Origin of the sequence: Lacrimispora sp., from assembly GCF_032078915.1 — a bacterium.
Lineage (GTDB): Bacteria > Bacillota > Clostridia > Lachnospirales > Lachnospiraceae > Lacrimispora.
On record NZ_DAMAUN010000075.1, the window covers coordinates 1 to 21,635 of the forward strand.

The 21,635-nt window shown below is 43.7% G+C and carries 20 protein-coding genes; 18 read left to right on the top strand and 2 right to left on the bottom strand.

Translation table 11 applies throughout. The features are described 5' to 3' along the window. From RT269_RS22835 to RT269_RS22850, 4 genes are all read left to right on the top strand, one after another. Positions 1-1,626: thioredoxin domain-containing protein (locus RT269_RS22835; protein WP_313186082.1), on the top strand; the 1,626-nt coding region annotated here is incomplete at its 5' end. Positions 1,627-1,862: 236 nt separating this feature from the next. Continuing rightward, positions 1,863-2,828, top strand: coding sequence for a choloylglycine hydrolase family protein (locus RT269_RS22840; RefSeq protein ID WP_313186083.1), 966 nt, complete (start codon positions 1,863-1,865; stop codon positions 2,826-2,828). A gap of 645 nt (positions 2,829-3,473) precedes the next feature. After that, the gene (locus RT269_RS22845; protein ID WP_313186084.1) at positions 3,474-3,992 is read left to right on the top strand and encodes a peptidylprolyl isomerase; all 519 of its coding nucleotides are present in this window, start codon (positions 3,474-3,476) and stop codon (positions 3,990-3,992) included. A gap of 4 nt (positions 3,993-3,996) precedes the next feature. Further along, complete coding sequence (locus RT269_RS22850) at positions 3,997-4,746, top strand: GNAT family N-acetyltransferase (protein ID WP_313186085.1); 750 nt, start codon at positions 3,997-3,999, stop codon at positions 4,744-4,746. Here the strand turns inward: RT269_RS22850 and RT269_RS22855 are convergent. Then, complete coding sequence (locus tag RT269_RS22855; protein ID WP_313186086.1) at positions 4,682-5,383, bottom strand: hypothetical protein; 702 nt, start codon at positions 5,381-5,383, stop codon at positions 4,682-4,684. The two genes, RT269_RS22850 and RT269_RS22855, sit on opposite strands and share 65 nt — an antisense overlap. A 172-nt stretch (positions 5,384-5,555) precedes the next feature. Between RT269_RS22855 and RT269_RS22860 the strand changes: the two genes are divergently transcribed. Both RT269_RS22860 and RT269_RS22865 read left to right on the top strand, forming a co-directional pair. Beyond that, positions 5,556-6,341: a YesL family protein gene (locus RT269_RS22860; protein WP_313186087.1), complete on the top strand. Its 786-nt coding sequence runs from the start codon at positions 5,556-5,558 to the stop codon at positions 6,339-6,341. 164 nt (positions 6,342-6,505) lie between these two features. Continuing rightward, the gene (locus tag RT269_RS22865) at positions 6,506-7,084 is read left to right on the top strand and encodes a GTP pyrophosphokinase (RefSeq protein ID WP_313186088.1); all 579 of its coding nucleotides are present in this window, start codon (positions 6,506-6,508) and stop codon (positions 7,082-7,084) included. Positions 7,085-7,174: 90 nt separating this feature from the next. Here the strand turns inward: RT269_RS22865 and RT269_RS22870 are convergent, their stop codons facing one another. Beyond that, positions 7,175-8,176, bottom strand: coding sequence for a LacI family DNA-binding transcriptional regulator (locus RT269_RS22870; protein ID WP_313186089.1), 1,002 nt, complete (start codon positions 8,174-8,176; stop codon positions 7,175-7,177). A 225-nt stretch (positions 8,177-8,401) separates the two neighbouring features. Between RT269_RS22870 and rbsK the strand changes: the two genes are divergently transcribed. From rbsK to RT269_RS22930, 12 genes are all read left to right on the top strand, one after another. After that, positions 8,402-9,340 carry a ribokinase gene (rbsK, locus tag RT269_RS22875; protein WP_313186091.1) on the top strand — a complete coding sequence of 313 codons (939 nt, stop codon included), beginning with the start codon at positions 8,402-8,404 and terminating at the stop codon, positions 9,338-9,340. Continuing rightward, positions 9,337-9,756, top strand: coding sequence for a D-ribose pyranase (gene rbsD / locus RT269_RS22880; RefSeq protein WP_313186093.1), 420 nt, complete (start codon positions 9,337-9,339; stop codon positions 9,754-9,756). Before rbsK ends, rbsD begins: the two co-directional genes overlap by 4 nt. A 17-nt stretch (positions 9,757-9,773) precedes the next feature. Then, on the top strand, positions 9,774-11,261 hold the full coding sequence (locus RT269_RS22885; protein WP_313186095.1) for a sugar ABC transporter ATP-binding protein: 1,488 nt from the start codon (positions 9,774-9,776) through the stop codon (positions 11,259-11,261). After that, positions 11,261-12,202: an ABC transporter permease gene (locus RT269_RS22890; protein WP_313186097.1), complete on the top strand. Its 942-nt coding sequence runs from the start codon at positions 11,261-11,263 to the stop codon at positions 12,200-12,202. Before RT269_RS22885 ends, RT269_RS22890 begins: the two co-directional genes overlap by 1 nt. A 22-nt stretch (positions 12,203-12,224) precedes the next feature. Then, complete coding sequence (locus RT269_RS22895) at positions 12,225-13,151, top strand: D-ribose ABC transporter substrate-binding protein (protein WP_313186099.1); 927 nt, start codon at positions 12,225-12,227, stop codon at positions 13,149-13,151. A gap of 369 nt (positions 13,152-13,520) precedes the next feature. Continuing rightward, positions 13,521-14,426, top strand: coding sequence for a 4-(cytidine 5'-diphospho)-2-C-methyl-D-erythritol kinase (gene ispE / locus RT269_RS22900; protein ID WP_313186100.1), 906 nt, complete (start codon positions 13,521-13,523; stop codon positions 14,424-14,426). Then, complete coding sequence (locus tag RT269_RS22905) at positions 14,416-15,090, top strand: GntR family transcriptional regulator (protein WP_025231279.1); 675 nt, start codon at positions 14,416-14,418, stop codon at positions 15,088-15,090. The genes ispE and RT269_RS22905 overlap by 11 nt, the downstream gene beginning before the upstream one ends. 15 nt (positions 15,091-15,105) lie before the next feature. Beyond that, entirely contained in the window at positions 15,106-15,294 is a 189-nt protein-coding gene (locus tag RT269_RS22910) for a hypothetical protein (RefSeq protein ID WP_313186101.1), read from the top strand. 200 nt (positions 15,295-15,494) lie between these two features. Next, entirely contained in the window at positions 15,495-16,112 is a 618-nt protein-coding gene (locus tag RT269_RS22915) for a TetR/AcrR family transcriptional regulator (RefSeq protein WP_313186103.1), read from the top strand. Positions 16,113-16,141: 29 nt separating this feature from the next. Next, positions 16,142-17,284: an efflux RND transporter periplasmic adaptor subunit gene (locus RT269_RS22920; protein WP_313186105.1), complete on the top strand. Its 1,143-nt coding sequence runs from the start codon at positions 16,142-16,144 to the stop codon at positions 17,282-17,284. Positions 17,285-17,296: 12 nt separating this feature from the next. Further along, positions 17,297-20,344: an efflux RND transporter permease subunit gene (locus RT269_RS22925; protein ID WP_313186107.1), complete on the top strand. Its 3,048-nt coding sequence runs from the start codon at positions 17,297-17,299 to the stop codon at positions 20,342-20,344. Positions 20,345-20,480: 136 nt separating this feature from the next. Beyond that, on the top strand, positions 20,481-21,632 hold the full coding sequence (locus RT269_RS22930; protein ID WP_313186109.1) for a TolC family protein: 1,152 nt from the start codon (positions 20,481-20,483) through the stop codon (positions 21,630-21,632). The last annotated feature ends 3 nt before the right edge of the window (positions 21,633-21,635 follow it).

Below are 21,635 nucleotides of genomic sequence, written 5' to 3' on the forward strand. Positions count from 1 at the left end.
CTTCTGGATGTTTTAACCTCTATCCGGAAGCTTTGGGAAAATGAGAAGCATAAGCTTCTGGAAGCGGGAGATGAGATAACCGGATATTTAAACAAGGAAGGGACGGCTGTTGATAATGAGGACAGGGAACCGGATAAAGACTTGTTACTGTCAGCCTGTGGCTTGTTAAAAAGGTCCTTTGATAAGAAATGGGGAGGCTTTGGAAGGGCGCCCAAATTTCCCATGCCTCATAATCTGCTTTTCCTTTTACGACATTACTTTTATGAAAAAGATAAAGATACTCTTTTTGCTGCGGAAAAGACCCTCAGGCAGATGTACCGGGGCGGAATATACGACCACATCGGAGGAGGTTTCTCCCGTTATTCCACAGATGAAAAATGGCTGGTGCCCCATTTTGAAAAAATGCTGTACGATAATGCGCTTTTGCTGTATGCCTGCACGGAAGCCTTTGCCATGACAGGGGACAGCCTTTATACCAGGATATCCCGGGGAATCCTTCGTTACGTAAGGGACGTGCTGACTGATGAGCAGGGCGGGTTTTACTGCGGTCAGGACGCTGACAGCGAAGGGGTGGAAGGAAAGTTTTATACGTTTCAGAAGGAAGAGATCGAACAGATTCTTAAAGGCGATGCAGATGAATTCTGTAAATGGTTTGGGATTTCGGAACAAGGTAATTTTGAGGGAAAGAATATTCCGAATCTCATTGAAAATGAAAATTACGGCGTCGGCAGTGATAAATTGGAGGAGCTGTGTAAAAAGCTTTATGATTACCGGATAACAAGGACATCCCTTCATACGGATGATAAGATATTGACTTCCTGGAACGGACTTATGATCGGGGCACTTGCAAAATCATATGAGGTTCTGGGGGATGCCTGGTGCCTTGAAGCGGCAAAGTATGCGCAGGCGTTTATAGAGAAGAATTTGACCTCTGAAAAGGGCAGGCTCTTTATCCGTTACCGGGAGGGGCAGGCAGTTCACGACGGTCAGCTTGATGATTACGCATTTTATGCCTTTGGCCTGCTGGAGTTATATGAGGCTTCCTTTGATATCAAATATCTTCACATTGCTGCTGAGATATCAGAGAAGATGCTTGAACTGTTTTATGATGAAGTTCAGGGAGGCTTTTATATGTATGCTCATGACAGGGATAAACTCATAAGCCGTCCGAAGGAGATTTACGATGGTGCGCTTCCTTCTGGAAATTCCGTTGCCGCATATGTAATAAGCAGGCTCTATCACCTGACCGGAAATATCAAATGGCAGAACGTTCTGGTAAAGCAGGTATCTTACCTGACGCAAGAGGTGGAAAAAAGCCCTGCAAACTACTGTTTTTCTCTGCTTGCATTTCAAAGCATCCTTTATCCGTCTACGGAAATTGTATGTGTTTCCGCTGAGGATTCTATATTAACAGAGCTTCAGAGCTTGCAAAGAAGCCGGAAGCCTGATATCAGCGTGATTTTAAAAACTCCTCTGAACGAGGAAGCCCTGTCAGAGGCAGCTCCGTTTACGGCAGATTATCCGGTTCCGTCTGAAGGAAGCAAATATTATGTCTGCCGCAATGGGGCGTGCATGAAGCCTGTAGAAGGCATGGATGAGTTAAAAGAAGTGCTGGAATCCCTGTAGCCTGTATTTGGGACGTAAAATTAATTTGTAATGGCAGCTAATATAATAAAATAGTGTTTTGGACAGAAGATGAGCTTTGAAAATGGATTAAAAACCAATCAAAGCTCATTTTTGTATACTATTTAAGCGATACTATTTTTATCAGCCCCTTTGTCTTATCCCCGATATTACATACATAAAAATCACAGGCTCCCATATAAATAAGTAAGCAATTTACAATAAGGGAGGGAGTTTGTATGTGCACGGCATTTACCTTAAGATCCCGGCAAGGGGAAACCTTTTTTGGAAGGAATATGGATTTTTCTTATAATATTAAGCCTCATCTTTACATAATTCCAAAGAATTATGAATGGGATAATTCATTAAATATGGAGAAAATCCAGGATATCTACTGCTTTATCGGCATTGGACAGGAAGTGGATGAGGACATGGGATTTTTTGACGGGGTCAATGAGATGGGGTTTGCTGCTGCGACTCTTTATTTTGCAGGCTATGCCAAATATGATACCATGCAGGATTTAAGTGACAGGGAACAGATCGCATCCATTGATTTCCTTCATTATATTCTAGGAAGATGCGCAAATATCCATGATTTACGGCAATTACTGAAGAATCTCTCAATCGTAGGGGTTGAGGATCCGGTGACACAGACTGTGGCCCCATTGCATTGGATTGCGGTAGACCGCAGCGGGGAGTGTGTTGTCATAGAGCAAACGGAAAGAGGGATGGAAGTAATGGAAAATCCCATAGGCGTTATGTCAAACAGTCCCGATTATCAGTGGCATAAGACGAACCTAAGAAATTACATGGAGGCTTCTCCATATCAGGCCGAGGAGGCTGCCTGGGGGAATGTCCGACTGACTCCATTCGGACAGGCGGGAGGTACCCAGACTCTGCCGGGAGGGTATACATCTCCGGAACGCTTTGTCAGGACCGCTTATTTAAAATCCTTTATTCCAACACCTCAGAGTAGGATGGAAGCGGTTGTTTCATGCTTTCATGTCATGGAGAGCGTTACCATACCGAAAGGAGCCGTCGTAACAAGCCGGAATTCTTATGATTATACCAAATATACGGCCTTTATCAATACAGCTACCTGCGAATATTTTTTCAAGACATATGACAATATACAGGTAAGAATGGCAAGTCTTTTTGAGAATTGCACCCAATCCCCGGAGCTTGTGAATCTGGGGGGACTATAGAAGCAGGCCGGGACGGCAAAAGCCCATTGATGAAAAGCTGTTCCGGCCCTATTTCAGAGTCCGGCCCTCTCACTCCTGATCGCCTCAGGTACAAAGAAGGCCGGAATTGTCAGACAGCTGGTTGATGGAATTGCAGATGAAGCTGTGCCAGCCACGCTGCTTACCCTCCACCCAAGATTTACATTGATTGTTGATAAGGCTGCGGCCTCACTGTTATAAAGCCATATGAAATAAATTCCAAATAAAATAGCATGGCCAAATAAAAAAAACGTATTACATGACTGATCCTGAAAACCAGTCATGCAATACGCTTTTCAAAAAGTTGTTTCAAAAAGGGAGGAGAGCTGATAATAAATTACCAGCTCGAGTATTATGAAAAAAATCTTATAAGCAATTTGTATTTTATGTTTTAAGTATATCCATGAAACATGAAGAAATCATGTTATTTATGTAAAAGGTTTTTGAATGAAATTTTAACAAAATATGAACGATAGGATATATATAAGACTGTATTCAAATGGGACTATACAAATATAGGAGTATTTGATAAAATATAGCCATATGCGGAATCTGACGCAATAAATACCTTATAGGTATACCTTTATGCCCAAAGAGCATGGGCAGGAAAGCAGAAAGGGAGAAAACATGAAAAATCCGGTTATTACGATTACAATGGATAACGGTGATGTGATGAAAGCAGAACTTTATCCGGAGATTGCACCAAACACAGTAAATAATTTTATCAGTTTAATTAAAAAAGGTTTTTATGACGGACTGATCTTCCACAGGGTGATCAATGGGTTTATGATTCAGGGCGGATGTCCGGAAGGAAGCGGAATGGGAGGTCCAGGCTATTCCATTAAAGGAGAATTCAGCCAGAACGGCGTTTCCAATGCATTCAAGCATTCAGAGGGAGTGCTTTCCATGGCAAGAGCCATGAACCCCAATTCTGCCGGTTCTCAGTTTTTCATTATGCACAAGGATTCTCCTCATTTGGATGGTTCCTATGCTGCATTCGGTAAGATCATTGAAGGCATGGATATTGTGAACAAAATTGCTGATGTGAAGACCGATTACAATGACCGCCCCATGAAAGAGCAGAAGATCCAGTCCATGACCGTGGAAACCTTTGGGGAAGAATATCCGGAACCGGAGACCTGCTAAGGCAATGACCTGGGATCGGGATATTATAGTAGAAGGAAAGATTTTCCAGGTTACCATATCCGATGATCATGAGGCCCTGCGTTCTGCATTTGCGGAAGGCAGGGCCGTTGTTGGTTTATGGGACCGGGAACGAACGGATCAGAACCTTGCCCCTGCCGACTATGTTGTAGAGGATCTTGATGACATTGATGATGTATTCTTAGAGCGGGTCATCAGGAGAAGAGAAGGGCTTCCGTGGAATATTGTCAAAACCCGGCGCCTGACAATCCGGGAATTCATTCCCCAGGACTATGTCTCTATACCAGATGAACCTGAGGCTGGAAAGTCGGGCTTCCTGTTTTCAACGAAAGAAACCCTGAAGGATTACATCAGCTATCAATACGGCTTTTATGAGTATGGTATTTGGGCCGTAGTTGACCATGACAAAGGGAAGCTTGTGGGAAAGGCGGGGATATCCAACTTGGAGATTACCGGGCAGGAGGAGTTTTTAAGGGCTATAAAAAAGAATGATACCCCGGTGGAACTGGGATATCACATTTTTTCCCCATACAGGCAGCAGGGATATGGGAAGGAAGCCTGTAAGGCCATTCTTTCCTATACTGCCCTGGCTGTTTCAGAGAAGATTTATGCAAGAATCGACGAACGGAACTTAGCGTCAATAAAGCTGGCAGAAGATCTGGGGTTCCGGCTTATTGCCCGAACACATAGCGGATCAGTTCCACGGCTGTGTCTGTATGAGTGGAATTGCTCATGACGGTAAGAATCGGCTCATCAATGATAAGACCGGTTTTATCGGAGAAATCCGTGCTGCCGATGAGAAGGCCGCAGGCAATGTTTTCGCCGGTTTCCTGATCGGTTACAAAATAGAGGTGATCCTCTACCTTGTCGTAAACGTCTGCAGGGAGGATTTCCTTTAAGTCAACAAATCCGCCCATTTCACCGAAGTGGTCTATGGTTTCAGGCTTTCCGATCATAACATCCAGGCTCTTACTGGATATCATGGCGGTGATTTTGGCTAGTTGGGCATAGGTAAATTCATTCATGGAGGATTCGTCAAAGGTCGGGGACATGGAGTAGTCCACCTCGATCTTTGCATCCTCATTAAGATCAATGTACTGGCGGAAGCCCTGGTTAAAGTAATCATCAACAGAATCGGTTTCACCAGCGGGGCGGCTGTTAAAAATGACGCAGGAAAGAGCAGTTTCAAACCGGTTGTTATATATAGCTGAACCGATGGAAGAGATAAAAATCACGGCCACAACAGCAATGATGATGGGGATCTTGTAATATTCCCAGATGTACCAGAGCCTGTCTTTCACACTCATATTTTTCAGCTTGTCCCGTTCCTCCCGCATGGAGTCTTTTAGGGTTTTGTCTTCGTATGGGGTCATGTTTTACGCCTCTTTCTTTATTATTAAAGGTACTTTTCCAATTATATCACACAACCATGGATTTTCATTAAAATAAAAATAAAATTTTGGTGAAATAAGAAAGAATGTTTGCTTTTTAAGGGTAAATCCGCTATAATATCTTTTAATGCCACTATGAAAAGGGGAAGAACGTATGTTTTCTGGTTTTTTTAATTATGATAATCCGGTATGGCGGTTCATCGGTAAATTTGGAGATTTAATTATTTTAAATATCTTATGGCTGATATGCAGCATTCCTATTTTTACCATAGGAGCTTCTACCACAGCTGTATATTATGTAACCCTAAAACTTGCAAGAGATGACGATGGCTATACCATCCGTTCTTTTTTTAAGTCATTTAAAGAAAACTTTAAGCAGTCTACGATCATCTGGCTTATCCTTCTGTTTGTAGGATTGATCCTTGGGGTTGACTTATATTTCTTTACCAGATTGTTTACAGGTTCCGGGTCCTTTCGGACAGTGATGCTTACCGTGTTCCTGGCAATGGTTCTAATTTATGCGGCTGTTTTTACGTATATTTTCCCACTTCAAGCTAGATTTTTCAATACGGTAAAGCGTACCTTTTTCAACGCCTTTTTTATGTCCCTGCGCCATTTATTCCGCACCATTGGAATGATTGCCATTGACGGGGCTTTATTGGCGGCTGCATTCCTGCTTATGGTACCGCCGATGCTGATGGTATTCATGCTGTTTGGTTTTCCGCTGCTGGCATTTATTAACTCCTATATCCTGGCTCCTGTGTTTAATCAGTATATTCCAAAAGAGGAAGAGGAAAAAGGGGACGAGCTTAAGCCGCTGTTTTCAGACGAGGAAGAGCCTGTAAGCAGCATTTTGATGGCAAAAGGGGACGAGCATCAGGAAGAGATGACTGAGAACGAAGAGATAGAATTTAAAGAAACGCAGGACGGGCAGGAATAATTCCTGCCGGCAGCCGGACAGGGATCGTGATGTATCCCTTCCGGTTGTTTTTTTGCATATCAGCATGGATGCTTTTATGTGGAGTTCATATTATGGACACCATATGGACACAAAAAAACAGTATACTTAATAATTGTGACAAGGAAATGCCTGGGAGGTGGAATATGACTGAAGAAGAGTATCTCTGTTTTATCCAGCCCTATGAGGATGCGCTTAAAAACATTCGTGTGAGAGTGGATGTGCTAAATAGTGATTACAGGAGAAAAAACCAGAATTACCCCATCCATCATATCCAGTACAGAATCAAGCAAAAGGAAAGTATTGAAAACAAGCTGGATAAAAACGGATATGGGTCCAGCGTGGATTCGGCCAGAAACTATCTGACAGATGTTGCCGGTATCCGGGTCATCTGTTATTTTATCACGGATATCTATGCCATTGTCAGCCTGTTAAAGAAGCAGTCGGATATTGTGATCATAAAGGAAAGTGATTATATTGCCAATCCAAAGCCCAATGGATATAGAAGCTTCCACATTGTTTTTGGAGTTCCGGTCTATCACACCGATGGTATGGAATATTACCCGGTAGAAATACAGCTGCGCACCATGTCCATGGACTTATGGGCCAGTATGGAGCACCGGATCTGCTATAAGGGTGAAGAGAGGAAACAGGCAGCAGAGGAATTTAAAAAGTATGCCATTGCCTTAAGGCAGATGGAGGATGAGATGGAGGAATTTCTCTGAGGTGAAAATAAGAGAAGGCATGTTCCAGAGCTATGAGTTTTCATGCATAGCTTTGGGACATGCCTTTTTATTTTGTGTGGTATGACTGTCTCAATGAATGACCAGTGTGGGCATTAAACATATTTCCTTTTGCGTTATCTCTTTTTTCTTGTCCTGCCTGGCCGCTTCTTTCATGATGTTCCAGGCCTTAATTCCTAGCTCTTCCACGTCCTGGTTCACACTTGATATTTCTATTCCGAATAAATAATCAGACAGCAGATTGTCGTAGCTTACTATGGCATAATCTTCGGGCACATGGATGCCCTGCTCCGAAAAGTATCTTAAAATACCCAGGGTCATCATGTCATTGCATACAAATATGGCGGTGCAGTCCGTGTCCAGGACTTGCTTTGCTGCTTCATATCCGCCTTCTATGCGGTAATTTGCAGGAATGATATACTCTTTGGGCACCTTGATCCCATATTCCATCATTGCATTCCGGTATCCGTGTATACGGGAAAGAGAGTTGTGGGAAATAAAAGTATTGCAGATACAGGCAATCTTTTTATGGCCTTTCTCCAGAAGATACTTCGTTGCAATATAAGAACCTTCTACATTATCAAAATATATTTTATTACAGGAAAATGAATCAAATATGCGGTCAACCATTACAAATGGAAGGTTAAGCTGTGTTAATTTCTGTTCGATAATATCCTGATGAAGATAGGATTCATTGGAAATTACCACAAATATTCCGTCGATTCCTTTTGCCGCCAGAAGGTCAATTAATATCATGTCTCCTTCAAATGTATCGTTGGAGTTAACGATGATCAATGAATATCCTTCCGCTCTGAGCTGCAATTCCAAAGTTTTTGATAATTTGGAAAAGAAAGGGTTTTCTATATCAGGGATCAGAAGCCCGAACGTATTGTTTTTTCTGGTTACCAGACTGCGTGCAGCCGCATTTGGGATATATTGGTTATCATCAGCGATCTGCAGGATAAGATTTTTCTTTTGTTCAGAAATTCTGTTTGGCCTGTTGTTTAGAACCAGGGATACACTGCTTGGTGAAACTCCCGCCAATCTGGCTATTTCTTTTATTGTAATGGACATAGTATTTGACCTCTGGAGTATTGATATGAACAATAATACCGTATTTTGCATAAAAAAGCAACTTATATTAGATAAAACGATTTATCATTCTTATTTTTTGTCTTGACATGAATAAAAAACAATGATAATATGGATTTACAAGATAGATAAAACGTTTTATCAACTATAAATTCTGTGTTACAAACAAAACTTGACAATTTTAGATTTCGGAAAGGTGAGGCAGAAATGAGAATCGGAGTTGTAGGCAGCATCAATATGGATATGACTGTTACAGCACAGCGGATACCGGGAAAAGGGGAAACGATTACAGGCGATGCCATTTCCTATATTCCAGGGGGAAAAGGCGCAAATCAGGCAGTTGCGGCCGCGAGATTAGGTGCGGATGTAACGATGTTTGGCTGTGTGGGAAGCGATGACCATGGAAAAGTTCTGATTGAAAACCTGAAAAATGAAGGCATTCATACAGAATATATAAAAGTACGTGAAAATCAGGTGACAGGGCTGGCTGTGATAACGGTAGCGGAAAGCGATAACTGTATTATAGTTTTAGCGGGAGCAAATAATACGGTAGACATTGAGTACATTGACGGCATCAAAGAGAAGTTATTAACCTGCGACATTGTATTATTGCAGCAGGAGATTTTACAGGAAACTGTGGAATATGTCATTGGCTTATGTGCGAATCATGGGGTGAAGGTCATATTAAACCCGGCACCGGCCAGAGAGATAAAAAGAGAACTGGTAGAACTGGTGGATTATATTACTCCAAATGAACATGAAGCCAGGATCATATTTGGAGATATGGCTGATACTAAGTCTTTATTAAAACAATATCCGGAAAAACTCATTATTACCCAAGGGGAAAAAGGAGTCATTTACCTCAATCATGAAAAAGAAGCAGTGACCTTGCCGGCAAGAAAATCTAATGTTGTTGATACTACGGGAGCAGGGGATACATTTAACGGCGCATTTGCCGTAGCACTTGGATTATACGAAAACATGGAAAAGGCGCTGGCGTTTGCAGTCCAGGCTTCCGGTTTGTCGGTGGAGCAGTTTGGCGCTCAGGGCGGTATGCCGGAACTTAAAGCTGTGATCAGAGAGCTGGAAGTCCGGTCTGACGGTTGTGATGCAGGTGATAGTTATGGGATTGGAGGAAAACCATGAAGAGAAATGGAATTTTAAACAGCAGCATTTCAAGCGTGCTTTCTTCCATGGGGCATACGAATTCGATTTGCATCGGAGATTGCGGACTGCCTATACCAGATGAGACAAAACGGATTGATTTAGCTTTGCGTTTTAATATTCCTTCATTCCTGGAAACTTTAGATGCGGTTACTGATGATATGGCAGTAGAATCTTACGTTTTGGCGGAGGAAATTAAAGATCATAATCCGGAAATGGTGGAAAACATACGAAGCATGATGAAAAAAAAGTTTCCGGATGCAGTGGAATGCTTTACTTCCCATGAAAATCTGAAAGAACAGACAAAAACGTGTAAGGCAGTCATAAGGACCGGTGAAATAACTGCGTTTGCAAACATTATATTGGTGTCAGCCTGCATTTTTGCGGCCCAGGGCTAAGGGTAGGGAGAAGAGCTATGCAAATTGAGATGAAAGGAATCTGTAAATCATTTAGTGATCATGCAGTACTGACAGATGCCGGTTTCAGCCTGGAAAGCGGCGAGGTCCACGCACTGATGGGAGAAAACGGGGCTGGAAAATCCACTCTCATGAAGATACTGACAGGTATCTATGAGAAAGATTCCGGAACGGTTTTGATCGATGGAGAAGAGGTTGTATACAAAACGCCCAAAGAAGCGGAGCATGCAGGAATTATCCTGATCCATCAGGAACTGAATGTGCTTTTTGACCTGACAGTAGAAGAAAATCTCTTCCTGGGGAAGGAAATAACGACTCGTGGAGGAATCTGCAATAAAAAAGAAATGCAAAAACAGGCAGAAACTATACTGGATAAATTAGGGGTTAAAATACCTGTGAAGAAACGGATGGCAGAGCTGGCGGTAGGGCAGCAGCAGATGATAGAAATCTGCAGGGCGCTTATGGGCGAGGCAAAGGTGATCATCATGGATGAGCCTACGGCGGCGCTAACGGCCAGTGAAACGGAAATTCTTTTTAAAGTAATAAAAAAATTGCAGAAAGACGGAGTTTCCATCATTTATATTTCCCATCGCATGGAGGAGATATTTGAGCTGTGTGACAGGATCACAGTCTTAAGAGACGGGCAGTACGTGGGAACAAAAGAAACAAAAGATACCAATGAGAAAGATATCGTAAAAATGATGATTGGGCGTGAGATCGGGGAACGGTATCCGGAAAGAAAGAGTTCCATTGGAAAAGAAATATTAAAGGTATCAGGACTTACAAAAAAAGGAATATATGAAAATATTAGTTTTTCAGTAAAAGAAGGCGAAGTGCTGGGGGTGTCCGGCCTCATGGGAGCAGGGCGCACGGAAATCATGAGGTCTATATTTGGAACTATGCAGCATGATGGAGGCGACATCTTTATTGATGGCACAAAATGTACCATAGACACTCCGGCTGCAGCCATAAAATATGGAATCGGCTTTATTACGGAAGACAGAAAAACCGAGGGGCTTATGCTGGAAGACAGCATAAAAAATAATATTTCCCTGACAAATCTGACCTCCATATCTGACCGGTATCATGTAATCAATAAAGGAAAAGAAAAAAGTTTAGCCGCAAATGCAATCAATGAATTGAAGATACGATGTTTCCATCAGACTCAGGAATGTGGAAAATTAAGCGGTGGAAACCAGCAGAAGGTCGTGTTTGCCAAATGGGTATATACCAATCCCAGAATATTGATCCTTGATGAGCCAACAAGGGGAGTTGATGTGGGGGCAAAGAAAGAAATCTATAACATTATTAATGAGCTGGCAGCAAAAGGAGTCGCAATTATTATGGTTTCTTCCGAACTGCCGGAAATTCTGGGAATGAGTGACCGGATTATGATAATCAGGGAAGGCACAGTTCGCGGTATCCTCAATAAGGAAGAAGCGAATCAGGAAAAAATCATGACTCTTGCAACAGGAGGGAAACTGTGATGAAAGAAAAGAAACAGAAATGGTTCAATTATATGGGAGATTATGGTGCACTGATTTCTCTGGTTCTTATTGTGGCACTGATCAGTATTATAAGTCCGGAATTCCGTACGTCCGGCAATTTTCTCTCACTTTTAAGACAGTCTTCCATAAATGGTTTTATCGCTTTTGGTATGACCTTTGTCATACTTACAGGTGCAATAGATTTATCAGTTGGTTCCGTTCTGGCGTTGTCCACTGCACTTTGTGCGGGAATGATAACTTCAGGAGTGCCGGCAGGAGTCGCTATGCTGGCCTCCCTGCTGATCGGAGCATTACTTGGACTGATAAGCGGTATGCTGGTGACAAGAGGAAGATTACAGCCGTTTATAGCTACGCTGATAACAATGACCGCGTACCGGGGGCTGACAATGATTTACACCAATGGAAAGCCCATATCCAGGCTGGGCGAGAGCATGCTTTTAAAATCAATTGGAAAAGGTGATATTATAGGAATTCCGGTACCGGTCATATTATTGATACTTATGTTTGCATTTTTCTGGTTTCTGCTTACAAAAACCACGTTTGGACGCCACATCTATGCAACCGGAAGCAACTGGAAAGCAGCGGAACTGGCTGGCGTCAATATACGTAAAACAAAGATTATAGCTTATGTCATATCCGGCGTCATGGCCGCATTGTCAGGTCTTATTCTTTTATCCCGTCTTAATTCGGCTCAGCCTACGCTTGGTTCCGGTTATGAACTGGATGCCATTGCTTCTGTTGCTCTCGGCGGTACCAGTATGAGCGGCGGCCGGGGTAAGATATATGGAACATTTATCGGTGTACTCATAATAGCAGTATTAAACAACAGTCTTAACATACTTGGCGTATCCTCGTATTACCAGGATGTGATCAAAGGATTGGTGATTCTGACAGCCGTTCTGTCAGACAGAAAACGGTAAAAATAAAAGGAGGAAATATAAAATGAAAAAATTTAAAAAAGCGGCAGCATTGGTAATGGTTATGGCCTTAGGGGCAAGTGCGGTAGTTGGATGTAGCGCAGGCGGCGGTGAGAAGAAAGAAGGAGGCAGTCCGGCAGGCAGCGCCCAGACAGTCGGATTTTCTGTTTCAACGCTTAATAATCCATTTTTCGTGACGTTATCAGACGGAGCAAAAAATGCTGCGAAAGAGAAAGGAATTCAGCTTACAGTGGTAGATGCAGGAGATGACAGCGCAAAGCAAATCAGCGATATTGAAGATTTAATATCAAAAAATATCAAAGTTCTGATTGTCAATCCGGTGGATTCCGATGCGGTAGCATCAGCGGTAGAATCAGCCACAAAAAAGGGAATTAAAGTCATAGCGGTTGACCGCGCGGTAAATGGAGCCGAGGTAGAGTGTCAGATTGCCTCTGATAATGTGGCCGGTGCAAGAATGGCGACAGAATATTTGAAAGAGCTGGTTGGCAGTGGAGCAAAAGTTGCTGAACTGGAAGGCGTGCCGGGAGCATCTGCTGCCATTGACCGCGGACAGGGATTCCATGAAGTGGCAGACAAGGATTTAAAAGTGGTTTCCAGCCAGACCGCCAATTTTAACAGAGCGGAAGGCTTATCTGTTATGGAAAATATCCTTCAGGCTGACGGTGATATAAAAGGAGTGTTTGCACACAATGATGAGATGGCATTAGGCGCTGTTGAAGCAATTGCATCAACCGGAAAAGATATCAAGGTAGTTGGTTTTGACGCTACGGATGATGCCAGAAAAGCCGTGGAAGACGGTACAATGGCAGCGACTGTAGCACAGCAGCCGGAACTGATGGGAAAGACAGCAGTTGAAACTGCTATATCAATCATGGAAGGAAATAGTGTTGAGAAGTCCATACCGGTGGAAGTTACACTGATCAAGAAATAATGACTTAAGGGGCTGTCGCAAAATGATTTTTTCATACAAGATATGGGGATTCACCTAGCAGCAAAAAACCATATCTTGTTGAAATTTTTCATTTTGAGACAGCCCCTTTTTTGTGCAGCAAACCACAGATCACAAAGCCATTAGAGCGGCAAATGCAGCAGCAGTCGTCATATCAATATTTTTACATAGCCGTTTGTTCTAACAGGAGCAAACGGCTATTCCCATTGTTTATGAAATTTTAACAATGCAGAAGGCACATTAGGGAATAAACCTCTTGTACTTTTTCCTGTTTCGTTATATACTAAATACTGTATACAAAAAAATAAAAAAATACAATCCTAAGAGATAAAAAGTGAGGGATGTTTGCCTATGATAAGACATCTGGGATTAAAAGCATATGGTAAGGTTAATCTGGGACTTGATGTTTTAAGAAAACGGGAAGACGGATACCATGAGGTTCGAATGATCATGCAGACCGTAGGCCTTTATGATAAGATTGATATTTACTTAAAAGAGACTCCGGGAATTGAGGTAGTTACAAATCTCTATTATCTTCCAGTGAATGAAAACAACCTGGTTTATAAAGCAGCCAGGCTTCTGATGGAGGAGTTTCATATTATTCACGGAATCCGCATTCATTTAAATAAATTCATACCGGTTTCGGCAGGCATGGCCGGCGGTAGCAGCGATGCGGCGACGGTACTGTTCGGGGTTAACAAGATGTTCCAGCTAGGCCTGACAAGAGAAGAACTGATGGAACGGGGGGTGAAGATCGGAGCGGACGTTCCCTATTGCTTGATGAGAGGAACTGCACTGAGTGAAGGAATCGGGGAAATTTTAACGCCTCTTCCCGATATGCCACAGTGTCAGGTGCTCATAGCAAAACCAGGGGTCAGCGTATCCACGAAGTTCGTCTATGAGCATCTGGATTTACCTGGCTTACGAAAAGAGGATCACCCGGATATTGACGGCATGATCGAAGCCATTGGGAAGCACAACATATACCAGGTGTCGGAACGCCTGGGAAATGTGCTTGAAACAGTTACGATTCCGGAATATCCGGTGATTGCACAGATTAAAGACAAAATGAAAGAATTGGGAGCGGTGAACGCCTTAATGAGCGGAAGCGGCCCTACGGTTTTTGGCATTTTCACAAGCCCCAGAGCCGCAGAGAGGGCTTATGAGGAAATGAGGTACGGCGAGGCGAAGAGCCTTGCAAAGCAGGTTTATCTTACGAATTTTTACAATACCAGGGAGGTTACAAATGAGCAATGATTTAAAGGTTAATATGAATGAATATCTGCCCCTTCGGGACGTAGTATTTAACACGCTGCGCCAGGCGATTTTAAAAGGGGAGCTGGCACCGGGAGAGCGTCTTATGGAGATCCAGCTTGCAGAACGTCTTGGAGTCAGCCGTACGCCGATCCGGGAAGCCATCCGGAAACTGGAACTGGAAGGGCTTGTATTAATGATACCCAGAAAGGGAGCCGAGGTTGCTAAGATTTCGGAGAAGAGTTTAAGGGATGTATTGGAGGTCCGCAGATCCTTAGAGGAGCTGGCGATTGAACTGGCCTGCCAGCGTATGACCCCGGAAGCCGTAGAGGAGCTTGAAAAAAAGCAGGAAGAATTTAAAGAGGCCGTGGAACAGGGCAATCCCATGGAGATTGCGGAGACGGATGAAGCTTATCATGATGTGATTTATAAAGGCACATGCAATGACAGGCTGGTGCAGATGATCAACAATTTAAGAGAGCAGATGTACCGTTACCGTTTGGAATACATTAAGGATGAGGATAAACGCCAGATTCTTTTGCTGGAACATGACAACATATTGAAGGCGGTCAGACAGCGGAAGGTTCAGGAAGCAAAAGAAGCAATGCGGGAGCATATTGATAACCAGGAGATCACCGTATCAAAGAATATCAAGGAACAGGAATAAGAAGAGAGGTATTTTATGACGTTTAAGGAGAAGTATCTGGCCGGTGAGATAGAATTTGAAGCCATTGATGATTTTATTGAAGAATGGAATAACAGCAGTACGCCCGAAACCCTTGCCCGGTTTCTCGGCCTTACTGGAGAGGAAGAGGATGTGTGGATCGAAGAGAGCGATGAAGCCTTAAAGGAGCTTTTGGACAGGAGATAGGAGCGCCTGGCAGTCACACTATCTTGCCCATAAACGAGGGCGGAAAATTGCAAAAGATAAACAAAACTGGAAAAATTATTAAATAAATATAACCTTTCTTGACAAGGTGACAACGTGTCATTATAATAAGTGGCATGTTGTCACCTTTTTGTGTGGTCGGAGGATTCACATGGGAAAGTAGAGAAAGGAGAGATGAAAAGATGCCAACGGAACGGTTTTATAATCTTCCGGCAGGAAAAAAGAAAACCATCTGCGATGCAGCGGTGGAGGAATTTACAAGGGTGCCGTTTGAAAAGGCTTCTATTAATAAGATAATCCAGGCGGCAGGAATATCAAGAGGCAGCTTTTATACTTATTTTAAAGATAAACGTGATGTTCTCAGATATATTTTTGAAGATGCTACTGAAAATTTTCAGAATAGCTGGGTAAGCTGCGCTGAAAAAAATAATGGTGATCTTTGGAAGACCGCGGAAACGTTTTTGCATTACGGCTTGGCCAATGCAAAGGAAAGCGTACTGCAGCTGATTAAGAACATCGCTGACAGCGAAACAATGTTTGGTGTGACCCATCAGCTTTGCGAAGAAAATTCCAAAAGCCAGCAAGAGCTGCAAGAGACGATGTACCGTGTCATCGATACCTCTAATTTTAAAGATCAGAGTATGGAAACCTTTGGGAAACTGATATCCATGATTTTCCTGGAACTTGCTCATTGTATGGGCTGGTACTACCATCATCGGGAAGATGAAGAAAAAATTAAGAAAATTTTCCTGGAAAAATTAGAAATTCTGCAATATGGAGTTTGTAGACATCAATTATAATCTTAATATGATTAAATAAGGAGCTTGTCATGACAAAGAAAAAAGTCTTTATTATTGCAGGTGCAATCGTTATAATTGCAGCCCTGGTGGGATTAATCATTCCCAAGGTGTTAGGAGGAAATAAGGAGGAATTTGTCGCCGATGTCCCTCCTGTTGTAACTACAGAGAATCCCCAGATCCGTTCTATAGAGCTGACCAGTGATCTGATCGGTACCATAGAGCCTTCCAGTATCGTCCACATCACTCCTCTTGGGGCAGGAGAAGTCACTGCTGTAAATGTTCAGACAGGTGACACGGTTACTGCCGGCCAGCTGCTTTGTGTCATTGATACGAAACAGGTAGAGAGTTCCAGAATCATGGTGGAAACGGCCAGGATTACATACGAAGATGCAAGAAAGAATTTAGACCGGATGACGATTCTTTATACAGCAGGTGATGTGGCGGAGGCCGATTACCAGTCACTTAAGGATAATGTGGAGATGGCAAGGCTTCAATATGAGAATGCCAAAATCGCATACAATATCCAGATGGAAAGCAGCCAGGTGACGGCTCCCATTGGAGGCAAGGTGGAAAGCCTTAATATCAGCGTTCACGATATGGTTTCACCTCAGACCGTTCTCTGTGTTATATCAGGAGAAGGGGGAAAAGCGGTGACCTTTTATGCTTCCGAGCGAATTGTAAACGGGTTAAAGGCCGGAGACAGCATAAATGTGGAGAAGAATGGAACCGGTTATGAGGCGGCCATAACCGAAGTGAACACCATGGTGGATGAAGCAAGCGGATTGTTCAAGGTAAAGGCCTCTATTCCGGAGGGAGACCGGCTTGCTACGGGAACATCGGTAAAGCTTACCGTGATTTCCCAGAAGGCGGAAGATGTACTTACGGTTCCTGTGGAAAGTGTTTATTATGAAGGAGGAGATCCATATATTTATACATATGCCGATGGAGCCCTTAAAAGGAATGCGGTGACAGTAGGTCTGGCAGACGACGATTATGCGGAAATTCAGGCTGGCATCACAGCTGAGGACCAGGTGATCACCACATGGACCAGCGAATTGTATGATGGTTCAAAAGTTACCCTTGCAGATGCGTCAGGAGAAGAAACTCAGGCAGCAGACGGCACATCGGAACCAGAAGAAGCAGGGGCGGAAACTTCCGGTTCTGAGCAGTAAGGGGGCGGTAGAATGGGAATTGTAAAAGGCATTTTAAAGCGTCCTGTAACCTTTGTTTTAGCAATTTTGTGTCTGCTTGTATTTGGTCTGTCCTCTGTTTTTAACGCTAAGATGGAATTGACCCCGGAAATGAAATTTCCTATGTTTTTGATCACCAGCACATACCCCGGTGCAAATCCGGGGGATGTCAATGACCTGGTTACCAAGCCCCTGGAAGAATCCGTGGGAATTTTGTCCGGTGTCAAAAATATCCAGTCCATTTCCCAGGAGAATGTCTCCATTCTGGTTCTGGAGTATGAGTACGGAACCAACATGGATAAGGCGTATTCTGAATTAAAGAAAAAGATGGACAGTGTAAAACTTCCTGATGATGTGGACGTACCAACGATCATGGAATTCAACATGAATGAAATGCCCTCCGTCACGCTGGCAGTCAAGGATTCCACTCAAAGCAATTTATATAACTATGTCAATGATAAGATTGTTCCGGAGTTTGAAAAAATTCCTTCCGTTGCCAGGGTTGATGTCAGCGGAGGCGAGGAAAACTATGTCAGCATTCGTCTGATTCCGGAAAAGATGGCCCAGTATCATCTGACCATGGATTCCATTAGTCAGGCCATTCAGGCAGCAGACTTTACCTATCCGGCAGGAAGTACGGGAGTGGGAAAACGGGATTTATCGGTCAGTACTGCTGTAGAAATAAAGACCGTTGACAGCCTTAAGAAGGTTCCTTTGGCGGCTGGAAGCGGAAAAACCATTTACCTGGAAGATGTTGCCGATATTTCACAATCCTCGAAAGATCAGAAGGCCATTGGGCGGTACAATGGGGATGATACCATTACCTTGTCCATCAACAAGCAGCAAAAGAACAGTGCGGTGGATGTTTCAAAAGGTGTCAAAAAGACCATTGAAAACTTAAAGCACGAATATCCTAATGTAGATTTTATCACCATAGATGATTCCAGTGACCAGATTTTATCGGCTCTGGGAAGTGTTAAAGATGCAATGGTTGCGGCCGTTGTTATTTCCATGGTCATTATCTTCCTGTTTTTCGGTGATTTAAAAGCTTCTCTTATTGTGGGAAGCTCCATCCCGGCATCAATGCTCATTTCACTGATTTTAATGTCTGCTATGGGATTTTCCATGAACCTGATTACCATGAGCAGTATTGTACTGGCCGTGGGGAATATGGTGGATGATTCTATCGTTGTACTGGACAATTGCTTCCGCGCCCAAAAGGGAAAGGGCTTCCGGGAATATATGGAAGCAGCGGTAAGTGGAACCGGAGAGGTGTTTTCGGCCATTTTAGGTGGCGCTGTGACAAACAGCGTGGTATTTATCCCTCTGGCAATGCTTCAGGGGATGTCGGGCCAGCTGTTCATGCCTCTGGGATTTACCCTTATATTCGCGTCCCTGGCTTCAGCGATTTCCGGATTGACCATTGTGCCCATGTGCTATACCAGACTCCGGCCTGTTGAAAAAAAGAATTCCCCTATAGGAGGAATTATGAGGCTCCTCCAGGAGGGCTATAGCCGGCTTATTTCTAAACTGTTGAACAGAAAGGCTCTGGTGATGACCATATCAGTGCTGTTACTGGTAGTTTCTTTTATTCTGGCGGGAAGACTGGGATTTGAACTCATGCCTGACGTGGATGAGGGAACTGTCTCTGTTTCCGTAGAAGTTAAGCCTGGGCTTAAAATTGAAGAGGCAAACCAGATTCTTAAAAAGGTAGAAGCAATTGTGACCAATGAAGAGGACTTAAAGTCCTATATGATAAGCTACGGAGGGGGAGGCTTAAGCTTAAACGGCAGCAACGTAGGTACCTTGACAGGATATTTAAAGTCTGACAGAAAGCTTACTACCCAACAGGTTGTTAATAAGTGGAAAAAAGAAATGAATCAGCTTCCTGACTGCAACATTACCGTAAAGTCCGCTTCCATGATGGATATGGGCGGATCAGGCAGCCATGATTTTGAAGTGATCTTACAAAGCGCCCAGCTAGATAAGCTGAAAGAAACCTCAGACCAGATGGTAACAGAGCTTTCCGGCCATTCCGGACTGATCAAGGTCCATTCCGATCTGGAAAATGCAGCGCCTGTCATTAAGGTCCATGTAGATCCCATAAAAGCAGCGGCAGAAGGTGTGGTTCCGGCCAGTGTAGGCGGAATATTGAGCAATATGCTCAGCGGTAAAGAAGCCACCACACTCGACGTGGCAGGAGAAGAACTTTCCGTAAGAGTGGAATATCCAAAGGATTCTTATGACACCCTTGACAAAGTTCATGGGATCCTGATTCCCAATGCGTTCGGAGGCACGGCCGCTCTGACCGATATTGCTGATATTGATTATGAAGACAGCCCTTCTGCTATTAACAGAAAGAATAAACAGTATATTGCTACCATAACAGGTTCCTTTACTGAGGCTGTCAAGTCAGAAAAGGATAAAGAGGCGTTGAAAAAGTCCATTGACCAGGAAATTGTAAATCCATACCTGGATTCCACGGTTACAAGGGCAAAAAACAGCGAGGATGAGGCCATGGTAGAAGAGTTCACCAATCTGGCCATGGCGATTGCAACGGCTATTTTCCTGCTTTTCGTGGTAATGGCAGCCCAATTTGAATCGCCTAAATTATCCCTGATGGTTATGACGGCCATTCCCTTCAGCTTGATCGGTGCGTTTGGACTCATGGTGGCGGTAGGAATCAAGATAAACCTGCCCTCCCTGTTAGGCTTTCTGATGCTGGTAGGTACGGTAGTGAAATCCGGTATTCTCTATGTGGAGACTGTAGGCCAGTACCGCCTGACCATGGAAAAACGGGAAGCTGTGATAAAGGCAGGTGTCAACAGATTCCGTTCTATCTCCATGACAACCCTGATTGCCATTGTTTCTATAATACCTCTGGCGTTGGGAATCGGTGATGACGGAGAAATCATGCAGGGCCTGTCACTGGTTAACGTAGGCGGTCTTACCGCTTCTACGGTTTTGACCCTTCTGCTGCTGCCAGTATATTATTCCATTATGACCGGAAAGTCAGATAAGATCGTAGAGCCGGAGGATTAAGAAACCTGCAGTCTGTTAACCTCATCAAGCAGGGAAGCAGATTGCGATTATCCGTTTGATCTTTCAGTGGAAAAAAGTGGTTATTAAATAGTAAAAAAGGTGTGATAGAATAAATTCCAAATAAGGAGGATTCAGGATGAGAAAATGGAAACAGATCAGTGCATTCTGCCTTGCAGCAATGCTTACTGTCTCCGGACCGGCGGCCACAGTTTGGGCCGGAAGCCCGGAGTTTGCAAGAACCCCAGAGGAGTGGGCAAAGCTCCGTGACAATGTGATGGAATACGATGAACTGGCAGGCCTGATCCGTGAATATAATGTGACGGTTCAGAAAAACCAGCTGGATATTAATGATAAAAAGAAGGATGACAGGATCACCAGAGATCAGTATGCCCAGTATTACCGGGATGCGGCAAATGATTACAGAAACGGTATAACAGGTGATGATCCGTATAACGATGCGAGTAATGCGGCAGGAGCAAACCGGGCGGAAGCTGCAGCGGATTCCAATGTGGAGGACTTAACAGTATATCAACTTACCTACGACCAGGAAGAAGCCAATCTTGTGGCCTCGGCCCAGTCTTCCATGATTGCTTATTTTCAGCAGTTGTATGAGCTGGAGAGCGCTAAAAGCAGTCTGGAGCTTTTGGATGCTGTGTACCAGTCTGCGTTAGTAAGACAGAGCGCAGGCATGGCGACCCAGGCGGATGTGCTTGGAGCCCTGGAGAGTGTCCAGAGCACCCAGGCTTCTATCGACAAGCTGGCCTCCTCGGTTGAGGAAACCAGGCAGAAGCTTTGCGTCATGCTGGGCTGGAAATACAATGATATGCCGGAGATCCGGGAAATTCCGGTGGTGAACATGGATCGCATTGCGGCCATGAACCCGGATACGGATAAAGAAGCTGCCTTAAGCAGCAACTATACGTTAAAGATCAATAAGAGAAAGCTGGAGAATGCTGTCGGGGATATTACAAAGCAGACGTTAAACAGGACGATTTCAAGCAATGAACAGAATATCGGTTCCGATGTGACAAAATGCTATCGGGCTGTTCTTCAGGCAAAGGCAGCTTACGACCAGGCAGAAGCAGAACTTGCCCTGGAGAGTAAAAATATGGATACGGCCCAGAGGAAATTCGACTTGGGCACTTTGAGCAGGCTGGATTATATAAAGCAGAAAAATGCCTATGACACGAAGAATATCGCCATAAAGACAGCAGAGCTTACTCTGTTCCAGGTGGTTCAAAATTATGATAATGCAGTAAACGGACTGGCTTCGGCAGGAGGTTTATAAGAT

What these genes read in the sequence shown, in the direction of transcription:
- RT269_RS22840 (WP_313186083.1), top strand. Translation starts at nt 1,863, where the DNA reads ATGTGCACGGCATTTACCTTAAGATCCCGGCAAGGGGAAACCTTTTTT.
- RT269_RS22845 (WP_313186084.1), top strand. Translation starts at nt 3,474, where the DNA reads ATGAAAAATCCGGTTATTACGATTACAATGGATAACGGTGATGTGATG.
- RT269_RS22850 (WP_313186085.1), top strand. Translation starts at nt 3,997, where the DNA reads ATGACCTGGGATCGGGATATTATAGTAGAAGGAAAGATTTTCCAGGTT.
- RT269_RS22855 (WP_313186086.1), bottom strand. Translation starts at nt 5,383, where the DNA reads ATGACCCCATACGAAGACAAAACCCTAAAAGACTCCATGCGGGAGGAA.
- RT269_RS22860 (WP_313186087.1), top strand. Translation starts at nt 5,556, where the DNA reads ATGTTTTCTGGTTTTTTTAATTATGATAATCCGGTATGGCGGTTCATC.
- RT269_RS22865 (WP_313186088.1), top strand. Translation starts at nt 6,506, where the DNA reads ATGACTGAAGAAGAGTATCTCTGTTTTATCCAGCCCTATGAGGATGCG.
- RT269_RS22870 (WP_313186089.1), bottom strand. Translation starts at nt 8,176, where the DNA reads ATGTCCATTACAATAAAAGAAATAGCCAGATTGGCGGGAGTTTCACCA.
- rbsK (WP_313186091.1), top strand. Translation starts at nt 8,402, where the DNA reads ATGAGAATCGGAGTTGTAGGCAGCATCAATATGGATATGACTGTTACA.
- rbsD (WP_313186093.1), top strand. Translation starts at nt 9,337, where the DNA reads ATGAAGAGAAATGGAATTTTAAACAGCAGCATTTCAAGCGTGCTTTCT.
- RT269_RS22885 (WP_313186095.1), top strand. Translation starts at nt 9,774, where the DNA reads ATGCAAATTGAGATGAAAGGAATCTGTAAATCATTTAGTGATCATGCA.
- RT269_RS22890 (WP_313186097.1), top strand. Translation starts at nt 11,261, where the DNA reads ATGAAAGAAAAGAAACAGAAATGGTTCAATTATATGGGAGATTATGGT.
- RT269_RS22895 (WP_313186099.1), top strand. Translation starts at nt 12,225, where the DNA reads ATGAAAAAATTTAAAAAAGCGGCAGCATTGGTAATGGTTATGGCCTTA.
- ispE (WP_313186100.1), top strand. Translation starts at nt 13,521, where the DNA reads ATGATAAGACATCTGGGATTAAAAGCATATGGTAAGGTTAATCTGGGA.
- RT269_RS22905 (WP_025231279.1), top strand. Translation starts at nt 14,416, where the DNA reads ATGAGCAATGATTTAAAGGTTAATATGAATGAATATCTGCCCCTTCGG.
- RT269_RS22910 (WP_313186101.1), top strand. Translation starts at nt 15,106, where the DNA reads ATGACGTTTAAGGAGAAGTATCTGGCCGGTGAGATAGAATTTGAAGCC.
- RT269_RS22915 (WP_313186103.1), top strand. Translation starts at nt 15,495, where the DNA reads ATGCCAACGGAACGGTTTTATAATCTTCCGGCAGGAAAAAAGAAAACC.
- RT269_RS22920 (WP_313186105.1), top strand. Translation starts at nt 16,142, where the DNA reads ATGACAAAGAAAAAAGTCTTTATTATTGCAGGTGCAATCGTTATAATT.
- RT269_RS22925 (WP_313186107.1), top strand. Translation starts at nt 17,297, where the DNA reads ATGGGAATTGTAAAAGGCATTTTAAAGCGTCCTGTAACCTTTGTTTTA.
- RT269_RS22930 (WP_313186109.1), top strand. Translation starts at nt 20,481, where the DNA reads ATGAGAAAATGGAAACAGATCAGTGCATTCTGCCTTGCAGCAATGCTT.